Below are 15,543 nucleotides of genomic sequence, written 5' to 3'. Positions count from 1 at the left end.
TGTTCCGGCTCGGCTTTTCGCCTTGTGGTTTACAGGTCGAGCCAATACCATTGAACGCTTGGATAAATGTGACTCAGGATAGTGAGAATGCGCTCTTTTCTTTGGCTGCCCCCGTTGTTTATCGCCGCATCCTTTAGTCTGGCGGCGCAAGTTGCCGCCGAGCAGCCGGATCAGACCGCCGTCATCACCGCCGGCCAGTGCTGGGTCAACGCGCCCATCAAGCCGCGCCCCCTGCACGAAGACGTGGAAGTCGTGTTGCAGGAGCCCAGTGTCCGGTACTCTGTCACCCCGGCACACCTGCGCGAAGGGCTGCAGCAGGTAGTGACCCGCGAGGGTGTGAAAACCTATCGCGTAATGCCCGCCACCTTCAAGGAGGTAACGGAGCAGATCCAGGTCAAACCCGAGACACAGCGCTCTGTGGTAGTCCCCGCCGTGTACGAAGCACGTGAAGCAGTGCTTACAGTGGAGCAAGCCAAGACCGTGCTTGAGCCCTGTCAGGCCGCTGGTACGCGTTACGGCAATAGCGGCGCGATGGCCTTCTGTGCGAAGGAGATCCCCGCCAGGGAAGAGACTGTCCAGGTCAACGTATTGGTCGAGCCCGAGACTACCCGGGTGATCACTGAGCCGGCGGTGTACGAGACCGTGACTCGCTGGGTGGTGGACCAGCCCGCGCGGGTGGTTGAAGTAACCACCGAGCCTCAGCTGGCCACGGTTGCGGTTGTCGAAACAGTGAACCCGGAAAAAGTCGAGCAGCGCACCGAGCCAGCAGTGACCCGCACCGTGAATATCACCAAGTACCAGGGCGAGCCGCAGATCGTGCTCAGACGCGCGGTGTGCGATTCGGACCTGCAACCTGCGCTGATCAGCAAACTGCAAGCTGCGCTCAGTTCCAGAGGCTACAGCCTCGGCAACATTGACAGCCACCTGGGCCAGCGCACCATTGCCGCGCTATCGGACTATCAGGCTGACAATGGCCTCGCCGTCGGCGCGGTAACCTACGAGAGTCTCGAGCTGCTCGGCGTGCGCTGAAACAGTTGATTCAGCGAAGTCTGGGGTGATGGGTTGTCGAGCACCCGCTCGACAACCGGGTGGCGCGACGCGGCCGGTGCTGCAGGCGTAGAAGGGCGCGGCTCATTACTCGACCTTTAGTGGGTCAACCAGCAGTTCCCGTGACGGTATCTTGCCCACTCCCATCAGCAGATGAACTCTGGGCTGCGCACCACCCGCGGGGTTGATTGCGCGGTGCAGCACATCCACCCGTACCAGCCAGGCAGAACCGTCCGCTGGTAGATGGACGCTTTCGATCCGACCATCGGGCAGCCGCCACTGGAACAGCGCATCCGGATTCGTCACCAGAGGAATATGCAGGCGCCAGGCCTCCCGCGACGCGTCGGTATGAAAAGGCATCTCCTCGCCCTCGCTTTCGAGTTGCATGAAGCGCGCCCGATAGGGGGCAACTGCCGTGGCCTCGAGATCGTCCATCACCTCAGCCAGATAACCGGTGCAGATCTCGGTGCGCGTCACGCCGCGCCGGTTGCCCTTGCCGTCCACTACCTTGCCCGCGCCCTTGGCGGAGGAGATGCGGCGAACGCCATCGTCCACCGAACCGTCACGACTGGTAACGGCCCAGCCTAGGTAATCGACACGGTTGTCCCTGTAAGGCATGGGGGCAACCGTTGCCCTGGTTCTTTCGAAGTGCTCGCGCAGGCTCGATACATCCACCCGGAAATCCGCCAGTCTCGCGCATAGCACCTCAGCAAAAGGTAGCTCATCACCTTGGCGGGCGAAGTCAATGGCGGGGATCATCTTGGTCATTGCAACGGCTCCGGACTTCAGGTGGTGGAAATAAGCGGCGTATCCAGACAGATAATGCTCGACATCGTCGATACGCACGCGAAACGCCTGATGACGAATAAAAAAACTGCCGAGTATTCTTGCCGGATTGCGAAAGTACATCGCGTATTCCGGCCAGAAATGGCCGTTCATCAGGTAAGCGGCGCGAAAATGCAGCGCCCGGTCGAACTTGTCTGGATCGATCTCGCCCAGCAGATGGCGATGCTCCGGGCTTTGGGCAAGGCGTTCGAGCATGCGCTGCGCCGCCATCATCAGCTCAAGTAGCGTTGGAAAGGTGGTGATCCGCTTCTGCACGAAATCGAGATGGTCGGCGATGTTGCGAATGCCGAAGCGGAAATAGCGTTCCTCCGGACGGTAAAGGGTCAGCTCGTTGACGCAGTAACCCAGCCAGTGATCGTGAGCCTTCCAATGCTCCCGCGCAATGAAGCTGTCGAAGGCCTTTTCCACCATGGCCAGCCAGCGTTCATCGCCGGTCAGGCGGTACAGGCGCATCAGGCCGAAGGCTGCTTCGCCATCGTAATAGATGATGCGGAACGCTGCTTTCACATCAAGTGCGGGGTAATTCAGCACATGCACGAATTGCCCGGTATTCGGGTCCTGCATGTGACAGATGCCCAGCGCCAGTTCTTCCAGCAGCGGCAGATGCTGCTCGCCGCCGAACAGCTCGCTGTATTTGACCAGCGCCAGCAGGCACACGGCGTTGCCGCCCAGCTTGATTTCATTGCCCACATCCAGCAGAAAGGCTGCACGCTCACCCGTCGGCAGCACTGCGCGCTGGATCAAGTGCGAGCACAGATAGCCGAGCCCTCTTTCTATAGCCTGCGCCAGGGCCGGTTCGCGGGTGATTTCCCAGGCCTCGAGCATGGAGTACAGCGTGCTGGCGTGGCGCAGCGTGTTGTAGGCGTTGATCGGGCGGTCGAAGCAGGGATGCCAACCGTAATGGAAGCGTCCGTCCTCCCTGACCTGGGAAGCCAGGTAACTGCCGCCCCGTTCGATCAGCCCGCGCACGGTGTCGGCATCGCAATCAACCACACGCCGGCCGGCATCATAGCCGGTGGCGTGGAGCGCCAGGGGCGCGGTGTCGGGGTCGCAGAACAGCCCTTCGGTGGTCAGCATATACACCGGCGCGTCGTCGGCAAAATCCGGCACCAGGCCGGGGAAGCGTCGACCCGCATACAACTTGAAATTCTTCTCGTTGAGCAGCGCGTGGCTCACCTGACTGCCGCCGTACAGCATCGCGTTGCCGTTGAGCTCCCCTTCGAGAAATGCCCTGTGGAAATTCGCGTCCAGGGCCAGGCCGTAACGGAAATAATTGCGTTTGAATACCTTGAGACTGGCTCTCAGCGTCTTCCAGTCCAGCGACTGGACCTGGGTTACCCAGTCCGCCCGCAGCCAGCACACCTGCATATCGCGGCGCGCGGCGAGGCGTTGGCAAGCAGCGCTGATCTCGCTCCACAGCACCTCGAAATCCGCACCGCTGGCATGCACCACGGCGGCACGCCGCTGCCCGTCGCTGAACGACAGGAACAATGTATGGCGCGGCCAGGGCGACGGCAGCGCGGCGATCCCCTGCGCCAGCGCCGGCCGCATGTTTTCCAGCAGCTGCGGCAGGGCGTTACTCATGCTTTTATCAACCATCCACTCTGGCCTGTAAAACCATTTCGACAAGCAAGCCTCTTATCTTTCCCGCAAGGCTTCGCCCGCATAATTGATGGGCTTCATCAGGTAATCGAACACGGTTTTCTGCCCGGTACGGATATCCACCGTGGCGACCATCCCGGGCACGATGGGAAAGCGGGTGCCAAGCTGGTTCACCAGCGCATCGCCGTCGGTGCGAATGAATACCCGGTAGTACACACTGTCCGGCTTGGCCTCGTCACGAATGGTGTCTGGCGAGATCAGGGTCACCTGCCCATCAAGGCCGCCGTATACCGTGTAGTCGTAGGCGGTGATCTTCACCTTGGCGGCCTGACCGGGGTGGATGAAGGCGATGTCGCGGGGCGAAATCCGCGTTTCCACCAGCAACTGATCTCCCAGCGGCACAATTTCCATCAGCCGCCCGTTGGGCGGAATCACACCGCCACGCGTGGTGATTTCTATGTCCTTGACGATGCCTCGCACCGGCGAGCGTATGGTCAGGCGCGTCAGGGAGTCGAAGCGGCCACGCACCACCGACTCCAGCGACTGCGCCTCGGCGCGCGCCTTGGCCAATTCCTCCCGTGCCAGAATCATGTATTCGGAGCGGGTATCTCCCGCCTTGAGTTCCAGTTCGGATATCTGGCGTTTCAGGCGCAGCACTTCCACGTTGCTGGCCGCGCCGATCTCCATCAGGGATTCGGTGATGTTCAATTCCTCACGCACCAGGGCCAGGGACTTGCTCACCCCCGCCAGCGTCTGGCTAAGGCCTTCACGGCGGGTTTGATACAAGCGTTTTTCACTGGCGACCAGAGCGGGGTAATCGTCCAGCTCGGCGGGAAATGTCAGCGGCGTACCGTTGGCTTCCGCCTCCAGGCGCGCCACCGAGGCCAGGGTGGCGCGGTAACGCGAGGCGCTCTCCTCCACGTTCGACTCGGTCTTGGTGAGATCCATCTGGGCCAGGATCTGGTCCGCCTCGACGATGTCGCCTTCACGCACCATCAGGTCAAGCAGGATGCCGCCTTCCAGGGACTGGATGACCTGCTCGCGGGAGATGGGAATCACCCGACCATCCCCGGTGGATACTTCCACCACCTCGGCAAAATAGGCCCACAGCAGCAACGCGGCAATCGCCAGCGACGACAGCCAGGTGATCCGCGTGGCACGACCGATGCTGGCGTCGTCGACATCGTCGTTGTAATAGTTCTGGGTGGTTTTCATGGCTCGCTCCGTGCGATGGTTTCCGGCCGCGCCACGGCGCCTTGTGCCAGCCTGCCCAGAATCTGCTGCTTGGTGCCATCGCGCAGTATCTGGCCGTTGTCGACCACGATGATGCGGTCCACCAGGCTGAGAATACTCTGGCGGTGGGTCGCCACGATCAGGATGCGCCCCTCCAGCCAGGGGCCGAGGCGCTGGATGAAGAGTTTCTCGGCAACCTCGTCGAACGACGCCGTGGGTTCATCCAGCAGCAACACACGCGGCTGGCGCACCAGTAATCGTGCCAGCAGCAGCGTCTGGCGTTGGCCGCCGGACAGCCCCAGCCCGCCTTCCTGAATCATGTGGTCGAGCCCGCCCGGCAGCTTTTTCACCACCTCGCCCGCGCCGCTGATCGCCAGCGCGGACAACAGCTCCTCGTCGCTGGCGTCCGGCGCGCCGAGCAACAGGTTGTCGCGCAGGGAGCCGTGGAACAGCCGTGCGTTCTGCCCCATCAGGCTGAGGTCACGGCGCACATCTGCCGGGTCGATATGGGACAGCCGCACACCATCCACCACAACCTCTCCGGCAGACGGTTCGATCATGCCTGCCAGAGCCTGCAGCAGAGTCGACTTGCCCGCACCGTTGCGTCCCAGGATCGCGATGCGCTCCCCGGCAGCGATATCCAACTGCTCCACGCGCAGGGCCGGCGGCACCCCCTCGCCGTACTGGAACACCGCCTGGCGCAGGGCGAAATTACCGGCGATGACCGGCCGGTGGATACGGCGCTCGGCGCCCGGGTCATCCACCGTCAGCTCCATGATATTGTCGAGGCTGGCCAGTGCCAGCTTCGCCTGCTGCCACTTGCTCAGCACCTGAGTGATCTGCGACATGGGCGCCATCATGCGCGACGCCAGAATCGATGCCGCCACCAGCGAGCCGACTGTGAGATCGCCGACCATCACCAGCGGCGCACCAAACAGCACCACCAAGGCAAACACGCCGTTCTGCAGGCTGTAGGTCCACACCCCCAGGGTGTTGACGAGAAAGCGCAGCCGCAGGTTCACGTCGGCGGTCACCGCGTTGTAATGGTTCCACTGATGCTGGAAACGCTGCTCTGCCTGCAGGCTCTTGATGTCCTCCACCCCCTGGACCGACTCCACCAGCATCGCGCTGCGCAGGGAGGATTCGCGCATCGCCTCACCGGCCAGGCGCCGCAGCGGTTTCTGCATCAGCAGGCCCGGGATGACCATCAGCAGCAATGCGGCCACCGGCACCCACACCAGCGGACCGGCGATGTACCAGAGAATCCCACAGAACAGAAAGAAGAACGGCAGGTCCGCCAGGGCCGTCACCGTAGTTGACGTCATCAACTCCCGCACATGCTCCAACTCGCGAATCTGGGAAATGAAGGTGCCCGTGGAGCGCGGTCGCTGGCTGTTCTTGATGCGCAGGGCGTGGCCGAATACCCGGTCGGAAGCAATCAGGTCAGCGCGCTTGCCCACCAGGTCGGTGATGCGCACTCTGGAGCAACGCAACACGAAATCGAACACCATGGCGACCAGCACACCGCCGAACAGCACGTAGAGCGTAGCCATGGACTCGGCAGGAATGACCCGGTCATAGACCTGGCGGGAAAACAGGATTCCGGCCAGGGCCAGGACGTTGGCCATCAGCGACGCCAGCATCACATGCCCGTAGGGCCTGAAGTCGCCCAGAGCGATTGAGCGAAACCAGTGGGGCTGATAGGGTTTGATGTAGTCATCGACCCGCGCGTCAGGCACCGCCCGCGCCGGGCGCAGTACTACCATGGTCCGCCCACGGGCCAGCAATTGCTCGCGCGGCAGCGCACTACGCAGACCCGCATCGCCGCTCAGCAGCACGCTGAGCTGACCATCGCTGGCAATGGCTTCCACCACCGCCACCTGGCCGTCATCCAGTTCCACAGCCAGCGGCAGGCGCCAGGGCGTCAACTGACTCGCGTCGAATGCGCTCACCCGGCAACTGAGGCCAATCTGGCGCGCCAGTCTGCCGAGCACCTCCGCCAATGGTCGCCCCTCTGACCAGGCGGCCTCCAGGCGAATGTTCTCTTCGGAGCAATCCAGTCGGTAATGACGCGCAACCGCCAGCACGACATCGATCCAGGGATCGAAAACGGCACGCTGACCGGCAAATGATGATTGTTCGGTCATGACCGTACCTCTGCTATGCGGCTCGATACTCGGTGATTCAGCGCCTCACCGGCGCGGAAGGTTTCCCGCAACCCGCCAACGCTGTAGAGACAGTCGATCTGCAGGCTGCGCAGATCGAACAGGGTATTTTGCTTGTCCACCTGGGTCTGGAAGATTTCCTGCTCGGTGTTGAGGATATCCAGCAGGGAGCGGGTCCCCAGCGACAGGTACTGATGACGGTACAGCTCCTGGGTCTTGACGATGCTGGCGTAGCGCTCATCCTGCAACGCCAGGCTGGTCGTCAGGCTGCGCGAGCGGTCGCGGGCTTCCCGGTAGAAGCGCGACAGTTCCAGCAGCGCCCGGTCCCGGGCTGCGCTGGCGCTTTGCAACGCATGCTCCGCAGCGCGACTGCGGGCGCGCAGGGCGCCGCCCTGAAACAGGTTGCTGGTCAGATTGAGGCTGACGACCAACTCCTGATCGTCGAGCTGCTGCAACCCCTCGGTGTTGCGGTTCAGGTAATGCTCGAAATCCGCATTCAACGACAGGGTTGGGCGCTGTTCCGCACGTGCCTGACGGATCGCGGCCTCGGCCTCGGCGCGTTCGGCCTCCGCTATCACTACCCGGGGAGCGCTGTCGAAGTTCTCCGGCAGGCGCGGGCACAGTCCTTCCAGCGGCTGGGGATAGGCTTCGTCCAGGGTCAGCCGCTGGGAGCTGCCGATCAGTTTTTCCAGGGCGCTGTGCCACTGGTCGCGCTGCGCCTGCATCTGCAATTGCACGGCCCGCGCGGCCTCGCGGCGGGACTGGGCCTGCATCTGGTCGGACACCGAGCTGGCACCCAGCGCCGAACGCTTGGCCGCCAACGCCTCCAGCTCACCAATAGCCTCGATCTGCGCGGTGGCAAGCTCCAGCAATTCCTCGTAGCGCCGCGCCTCGATGAACGCCTGGGTGGTTTCGCGGATCAGATCTTCTGCCGCCAGCAACACGCTGGCCTCTTCCCGGTCCACTCCGCTCGCAGCCGCTTCCACGGCGCTGGACACTTTGCCAAAATCGTAGAGCATCTGCGACGCGGAGAGCGTCAGGGCTTCTTCGGAGCGCCCCGTGGTGTGGCGGTAGCCAGTATTGATGCCCCCTCTGAGCTGCGGCCAGTAGCCTGCCCGCGCGACGCTGACCTGCTCCTGTTGCGCATCGAGGCGACTGAGCGATTCGGCAATCGCGGGATGCTCATTCAGTGCGCTGCGCACGGCATCGGCAAGCCGCAGCGTGCCGGACCTGGCATCGGAGTCCGTCAGATCAAGCCGCTCGAAGGACACGCTGTCCTGCCGGGCTGGGGCATCGCCGGACACACTCAGCGGCAATGCCAGCGATGCCTGGTCAACATTGCTGGTATTGCTGGCATTGGTGGTGTGCTGCGCCAGACTCACCGGCGGCACCCCTTCGTCTGGTCGCCGAGCGGTTTCTGCAGATCCTGCGATTTCGCGGTGCTCGACGACTGGCTGTGAATTGCTCGGAGCGAGCGGCTCTACGGCCTCGGCTTGCCTGGCAACCGCCACTGAGGGCACCGGGCGCACTATTGGCACGACTGCAGGGGCAGCGGACGCAGTTTCAACAGCAGGCGCCGGGATAGGCGCCACGATTTCCTCGTCCTGGGTAGTTTCAGTACTGACTGGGGCAGGGGCAGCCTCTGCTGTCGGTTCGGCTGCGTTAGCCACCAGATCCACCAGCGAAACTCTCGGTATTTCCCCCGCAGTACCCTCTGCAGCGGCTTTCTCGACAAATCCCACCAGTGAAAAAACCCGGCGTTCGCCGGTCTGCCTGACGGGCGAGTTAGCCTGCTGGTGAGTCGGGTTTCGCGTCGTCTGTACCGGAGCAGGTGCAGGTGCTTCCGGCGTGCTGACGGCTGTATCGTCACCCATCAGCTTGGCGAACTCCGCCACCGACAGTGCACGCGACTGCGGGGCCTGCCCTGCCTGAATATCAGTTTCGGCAACGGCGATAGCGCTGCCCGCCGATAACAGAAACCCGACCGTAAATGACCATTTTGCGTGCCACATCCTTATCGCCCCACTCTGTTCCCGGCAAGGTTACCGGTAACGACGAATGGCGCCGGGTTTTCACCCGGCGCCATTGCGCCTTCCCTCGATCAAATATCGCGGAATAACGATTACATCACCGACATATTCTGTTGGGACAACAGGTCGTCGAGGCTTGATGGCTCCAACACCAAGGCCAACTCGCCAGGGACATCCAATGCCGCCAGAGCGGTATCCTCCAGGACGTCCTGACCAGCCTCTTCCGCCGACTGGTTATCCGCCACAACCTCTGCGTTTTCTGCGTCTTCCTCCAGAGTTTGCTCAGCCAGCACGTCTCCGATCAGCTCATCGACCAGCGTATCCTGCTCCGGCGCGCCACCCAGCAAGTCATTGACCAGGCTGTCGACCATCGCAGTCTCTGCCACCAAGGTTTCAGCATTGGCCGGATCATCCGCGAAGTCGGATACCGAATCCTCGATACTGGCATCAGCGTCGCTAAGGATGCTGCCAAGCAGTCCGCCGTCAAGATCAGCAGCCAGACCCTGTTGCTCCGGAAGCGCATTCGCCGCTACTGGCAGGTCGGCTTCGCCCAACACGCCACTCAGCAGACCATCTCCTCCGGCACCCGAGTTCAAAAGACCACCCAGCAGGCCGTCCTCGCCAAGGATGCCGTCCAGGATCCCGCCTCCACCAGTACCGCCGCCGAGCAAACCACCCAGCAGACCGCCGAGCAGGTCGCCCAGGCCACCGAGCAGACCGCCCAGCAAACCACCGAGCAATCCGTCGGAGCCAAGCAGGCCACCCAGCAGACTGTTCTCTCCGAACAGATTGCCCAGCAGACCCTGGTCGTCACTCACGAGACCGAGCACACCACCCAGCAGGCCGCCTTCACCGAGCAGCCCCGTCAGCAGACTATCGAGCGTCTCGACCAGGCCCAGCTCTTCCAGCAGGCCGTTCCCGAGCAGACCGCCGTCACCGAGCACGCCACCCAGCAGACCTTCTTCACCGAGTACGCTAGTCAGGAGATCGCCGGCTTGTTCTTCGGACAGATTGCCCAGCAGGCCGCCCAGCAGGCCTCCTTCGCCAAGCAGTCCACCCAGCAGACCGTCAGAGCCGAGCAGGCCATTCAGCAGGTCACCGCCGACCAGTCCACCCAGCAGGTCGCCGCCGAGCAGTCCGTTGTCACCGAGCAAACCATTGAGCAGTCCGCCAACCAGGCCATCTTCACCCAGCAGCCCAGCCAGCAGATCGCCGCCTAGCAGGTCGTCGCCGAGCAGACCACCACCGAGCAGGCCGCTGAGCAGACCGCCAACCAGGCCGTCTTCACCCAACAACCCAGCCAGCAGATCGCCGCCTGGCAGGTCGCCGCCCAGCAGATCACCGCCCAGCACGCTGGTGATCAGTCCGGTAACCAGACCGTTTTCACCCAGCAAGGTGTCGAGCAGACCGCTACCCAGCAGGTCGTTGCCGAGCAGACCAGTGTCGCCTAGCAGGCCATTCAGCAGGCCTGTAACCAGACCCTCTTCACCCACCAACACATTCAGCAGGTCGAGACCGACCAGGTTCTCGCCAGCGAGCAATCCACCCAACAGGTCGCCGCCCAGCAGACCGCTGAGCAGACCTTGCTCGCCCAGTAGCGAATCCAGCAAGCCGCTGCCAAGCAGGTCGTCTCCCAGCAGACCGCCACCGATCAGGCTGTCGAGCAGGTTGCTGACCAGGCCATTGTCGCCGAGCAGGCTACCCAGCAGACCTTCACCGGTCAGTCCGTCCAGCAGACCGTTGCTCAGCAGGCCGTTCAGCAGTCCAACAACCAGACCATCCTCACCCAACAACCCAGCCAACAGGTCACCGTCAAGCAGGCCGTCGCCGAGCGCACCACCGCCGAGCAGGCCGTTGAGCAGGCCGCCAACCAGGCCATCTTCACCCAACAGCCCCGCCAGCAGATCACCGCCAAGCAGGTCGTCGCCGAGCACACCACCGCCGAGCAGGCCGTTGAGAAGTCCGGCAATCAGGCCATCTTCACCCAACAGTCCTGCCAGCAGATCACCGGGCAGCAGATCGCCACCCAGCAGGCTGTCGCCGAGCAGGCCGCTCAGCAGACCGGTCACTACGCCGGTCTCGCCCAGCAGGCCATCCAGGATGCCGTCGCCGCCAAGCAAATCACCGCCGCCCAGCAGGCCATCACCAAGGAGACTGTTCAGCAGCCCGGTCAGCGCACCGTTTTCACCCAGCAGGCTGTCCAGCAGACCGTTGCCGTCCTCCCCGCCCAACAGGCCGCCCAGCAAACCACCATCATCGCCCAGCAGGCCGTTCAGCAGGTTGGTGACCAGGCCCTGTTCGCCCAGCAGGCTGTCCAGCACACCGCTGCCCAGCAGGCCGCCGTTCTCACCGCCCAGCAGACCGCCAAGCAGGTCACCGCCCAGCAAGCCACCGAGCAAGCCGTCTTCGCCGAGCAGACCGGCCAGCAGGCCCTCACCGGTCAAGCCGTTCAGTAGGCCTCCATCTTCCCCGCCAAGCAGGCCGTTGAGCAGGCCGGTGACCAGACCCTGCTCACCCAGCAAGCTGCCAAGCAGGTCGTCCAGCAGTTCGTTTTTCAGCAGGCCATCTTCGCCCAACAGGCCGCCCAGCAGACCGTTTTCACCCACCAGGGTCTCAAGCAAACCGGTAACCAGGCCCTGTTCGCCGAGCAGGCCAGCCAGCAGTTGCTCAGGCAGCAATGTGCCCAGTAGCTCATTGTTGCTCAGCAGTCCATCCAGCAGGCCGCCAACCAGACCGTCGCTGCCCAGCAGGCCATTCAGCAGTTCACCGCCCAGCAGCTCGTCACCGAGCAGGCCGCCGAGCAAGCCTTGCTCACCCAACAGGGCATCGAGCAGGCCGGTGACCAGGCCATCTTCGCCGAGCAAGCCAGCCAGCAGATCCTCGCCTACCAGACCACTGAGCGGACCGCTATCACCCAGCAGGGTATCCAGCAGGTTGCTCAACAAGCTGTCCTGGCCAAGCAGGCCACCCAGCAGGGCAGTGTCGCCGCCCAGCAAGCCGTCCAGCAGGCCACCTTCATCACCCAGCAAGCCCTTCAACAGGCCGGCCACCAGCCCTTCACTGCCCAGCAGCTCAGACAGCAGCCCCTGGTCTCCAAGCAGGCTTTCCAGGTCCGCGCCACCCAGCAGACTGTCCAGCAACCCACCAACCAGGCCATCTTCGCCGAGCAAGCCGGATAGCAGATCGCTATCGGTCAGGCCGCTACCCAGCAGACCGCTGCCCAACAGGCCGTCCAGCAGATTGCTGATCACACCGTTGTCACCCAGCAGGCCGGCGAGCACGTCGCTGCTCAGCAGACCTTCCTGCCCCAGCACCGTATTCAGCAGCTCGGACACCAGTCCGTTCTGGCCCAGCAGGAGATCCACCGCCGGGTTATCCACCAGGCCACTGTTGAGCAGGCCATGCAGCAGGTGCGTCACCGCACCGTCCTCGCCCAGCAGCACGTTCAGCGCGCCGTTGGCGCCCAGCAATCCGGACTCGCCGGTCAAACCGGCCAGTGCACCATCGCTCAACAGATCATTCAGCAGATTGGTCACCAGGCCGTCGTCGCCAAACAGGGTGCCCAGCAGCTCATCACCCAGCAGACCATCTTCACCGGTCAGGCCGCCGAGCAAGCCGTTTTCGCCCAGCAAGGTGTCCAGCACCTCGCCCAGCACCCCTTCAGAGCCAGTCAGCAGAGCCAGCAAACCGGTCTCGCCCAACAAGTCACCGATAAAGGTGGACTCACCCAGCAGCTGGCCGATCAGGTTGGCATCGCCGCCCAACAGGTTCGACAGCAGCCCACTCATCAACCCCTCATCACCCACCAGGCTGCCCAGCAGTTCGCCCAGTACCGTGCCCTCGGCCAGTACGTCGCCCAGCAGACCACCCTCATCCAGGATGCCACCCAAAATACCGTTTTCGGCCAACAGGGCGCCCAGGGCGCTATTTTCAGCCAGCAGACCGCCGATCAGGCCTTGTTCGGCCAGCAAACCACCGGCCAGGCTGCCTTCGCCCAGCAGGTCGTTCAGGAGACCGGCCAGCGCGCCTTCTTCGTCAATCAGACTGTCCAGTACGCCACCCAGGCCCAGACCCGCCAATACACCGCCCAGCAGGCCTTCTTCATTCAGCAGGTTGGCAACCCCGTCGGTGACGAAGTCAACCTGGGTGCCCAGCAGGCTTTCCAGCACCGCCAGAGCCAGATCGTCACCACCCAGCAGGTCAGAAACGATCGGTGCCAAAAGGCCGCCCAGTTCGCCTCCCAGGCCAGCCAGCGCGTCATCGAGCACGTCCAGACTGTTCGGATCATCCGGGTCAAACTCGCTACCCAGCAGCGGCGCCAGGGCATCATTGAGACGATCCGTCAGACCCTCGGTAGCATTGATTGCCGGGGCCAGTGCGCCATTGAGCCCGAGGGCATCGTCCAACGCCGGCACCAGTGCCGACAGAATCGTATCTGCGGGATCGAGTAGCTCGTTGCCATCGGCATCCGCATCGGCGTCAGCATCCGCGTCAGCGTCGGCGTCTGCATCGGCGTCAGCGTCGGCGTCTGCATCGGCGTCAGCATCGGCATCTGCGTCCGCATCTGCATCTGCATCGGCATCGGCATCGGCATCGGCGTCGGCGTCTGCATCAGCGTCGGCATCGGCGTCTGCATCAGCATCAGCATCTGCGTCTGCGTCAGCATCGGCATCGGCATCTGCGTCAGCATCGGCATCTGCGTCAGCATCGGCATCTGCGTCCGCATCAGCGTCTGCGTCTGCGTCTGCGTCGGCGTCGGCGTCCGCATCAGCGTCTGCATCGGCGTCTGCATCAGCATCGGCATCGGCATCTGCGTCCGCATCAGCATCGGCATCGGCGTCGGCATCAGCATCTGCGTCTGCATCTGCGTCTGCATCAGCATCTGCGTCTGCATCAGCGTCGGCATCCGCGTCAGCATCAGCGTCTGCATCGGCATCGGCATCGGCATCGGCATCGGCATCAGCGTCTGCATCGGCATCAGCGTCTGCATCAGCATCTGCGTCCGCATCACCGTCATCATCCGGCAAGGGAGAGGAGGAAGACGACGAGCGATTGTGATCAATCAATGCCGCTAACCCACCTACGCCAAGCAGTCCAAGCAGCAGCCACCCCCAATCCGGCATGCCACCACCAGCGGCAAGCTCGGAAACCTCGGCAAAGGCAAAATCCGCGGTCGACGAGTCGTATTGGCCAAGCCATACAACCCCGTTTTCATCCTCGAGCATCAACTCACTGCGTTCTTCCGCACCGGGCACGCCAAAGAAGTTTTTGAGCAGCACCTTCTCGCCGCTTTTGAGGACGACTTCCAGGTCGTTGCCCACCCTGCTGGATGACGCCAATTGTTCAGGGCCGAAAGGCAGTTTTACGACACCGGCCTTATCGAGCGTTATTTCGCCGCTCACCGGTACGCTGACAATTGAACCGCCGGTTTTTTCAATGATCTCGATTGTGTTGGCTGCCATGCTGAATCACTCCAAAACGAATTTCTAGCTTCTTATTAGCGCTGAATCCATGCATCCAGAACCCTCTGGCGAACAAGGGCGGCATATCGAGCCGCCCTTGCTGACGCGAGGTGCATTTCCTTTCAACGCTGGCCGTAGATCATGATCTGCACACGCCGGTTGGGCTGCAGACACTGCTTGAGGGATGCCGTAATTCTGTTGCCTTGGCACTCGATGAGCGGCTCTCTGGAGCCGCGCCCCTCGGCGGAAATCAGATAACTATTAATCCCTTTGGAAATCAGATGGCTGCGAACCGCCTCTGCGCGGCGCTTCGAAAGTGCATCGTTGTAGCTGTCAGAGCCAATGCGATCGGAGTGACCTATTACAACGACGCGCTCGAGCTGCATTTTGTTGGCCACAACATGGGCGGCGAGATCCAGCTCTTTCAGCCCTTCGGAGGAAAGCGTCGCGCTGTCATAGCCAAAAAGCACGTCGCTGAACAAGGTGATCTCTTCAACATCCGGAACGTCCGGTTGGATCAGTTCCTGGTAGCGCGAGCTACACTGCGGTCTGCGCCATTCAGTGCTGGTTACCTGGCCCGCAGGATCAAAGGCGACGCCGTACTGGCACACCAGGTAGTCACCCTCGGCGTCCAGAGGCAAGTTGATGTTGTAGAGCCACCACCGCTGATTGGTTTCGTTGGCTGGATTTCCCAATAGTCCCCTTACGTCACTTTTGCTGCTGCCGGGAACCACCTGAGAGATAGTCTGGGGCGAACTGGGAGCTCCCTGGCGTACATGGCCAGGGCCAAGGTCCTGCACTTTCACCTCGACATCATCAAACTCCGAAAGCGCCAGGGGCTGCCCGCCCTCCCTATCGCTCACGCTCGCACATCCAGTCAGAAGCGCCAGGGCGCACAGGGCTGTTATTCTCATCACGATTCCCATGGGAACTCCATTATCCAAATCCATAGCCAACGGCAACACCTCCGCCCGGCTCCGTGCCGAGTGAAGGGTTCTGTATACAGCTAGCTTAAGCAGCACCACGAAAGAGTAAATATTGAATTAGTACTAATCGGAAAGGCACTTAACTCTTAGCGAAAAGAGTTGCAGCTCTCCGGGTAACACGATGACGGTCAACGCAGATTAGTTACTTGGATATAGTCATATGGATATACAG

7 protein-coding genes are annotated in these 15,543 nt (G+C 62.4%); 1 reads left to right on the top strand and 6 read right to left on the bottom strand.

What is annotated here, in order from left to right; translation table 11 throughout:
- The first annotated feature begins 87 nt into the window (after positions 1-87).
- Positions 88-1,029, top strand: coding sequence for a peptidoglycan-binding domain-containing protein (locus tag QAO71_RS00500; protein WP_136868521.1), 942 nt, complete (start codon positions 88-90; stop codon positions 1,027-1,029).
- Positions 1,030-1,134: 105 nt separating this feature from the next.
- On the opposite strand, the gene QAO71_RS00495 is transcribed toward QAO71_RS00500, so the two are convergent.
- The 6 genes from QAO71_RS00495 to QAO71_RS00470 all read right to left on the bottom strand — a co-directional run bounded on the left by QAO71_RS00495 (position 1,135) and on the right by QAO71_RS00470 (position 15,311).
- Entirely contained in the window at positions 1,135-3,477 is a 2,343-nt protein-coding gene (locus tag QAO71_RS00495; protein WP_280165002.1) for a hypothetical protein, read from the bottom strand.
- Between the two features lie 54 nt (positions 3,478-3,531).
- Positions 3,532-4,710 (bottom strand): HlyD family type I secretion periplasmic adaptor subunit, encoded by a 1,179-nt coding sequence (locus QAO71_RS00490; RefSeq protein ID WP_280165001.1) that lies wholly within the window; start codon positions 4,708-4,710, stop codon positions 3,532-3,534.
- Complete coding sequence (locus tag QAO71_RS00485; protein WP_280165000.1) at positions 4,707-6,875, bottom strand: type I secretion system permease/ATPase; 2,169 nt, start codon at positions 6,873-6,875, stop codon at positions 4,707-4,709. Before QAO71_RS00485 ends, QAO71_RS00490 begins: the two co-directional genes overlap by 4 nt.
- Positions 6,872-8,905, bottom strand: a complete 2,034-nt coding sequence (locus tag QAO71_RS00480) for a TolC family outer membrane protein (protein WP_280164999.1) — start codon at positions 8,903-8,905, stop codon at positions 6,872-6,874. The genes QAO71_RS00485 and QAO71_RS00480 overlap by 4 nt, the downstream gene beginning before the upstream one ends.
- Before the next feature lie 110 nt (positions 8,906-9,015).
- Positions 9,016-14,385, bottom strand: a complete 5,370-nt coding sequence (locus tag QAO71_RS00475) for a BapA prefix-like domain-containing protein (RefSeq protein WP_280164998.1) — start codon at positions 14,383-14,385, stop codon at positions 9,016-9,018.
- A 122-nt stretch (positions 14,386-14,507) separates the two neighbouring features.
- Positions 14,508-15,311 carry an OmpA family protein gene (locus tag QAO71_RS00470; RefSeq protein ID WP_280164997.1) on the bottom strand — a complete coding sequence of 268 codons (804 nt, stop codon included), beginning with the start codon at positions 15,309-15,311 and terminating at the stop codon, positions 14,508-14,510.
- Positions 15,312-15,543: the final 232 nt, after the last annotated feature.

The organism is Halopseudomonas sp. SMJS2 (genome assembly GCF_029866945.1).
Lineage (GTDB): Bacteria > Pseudomonadota > Gammaproteobacteria > Pseudomonadales > Pseudomonadaceae > Halopseudomonas > Halopseudomonas bauzanensis.
The sequence above is the reverse complement of the archived record's forward strand: the minus strand, read 5'-3'. Positions and strand labels throughout refer to the sequence as shown.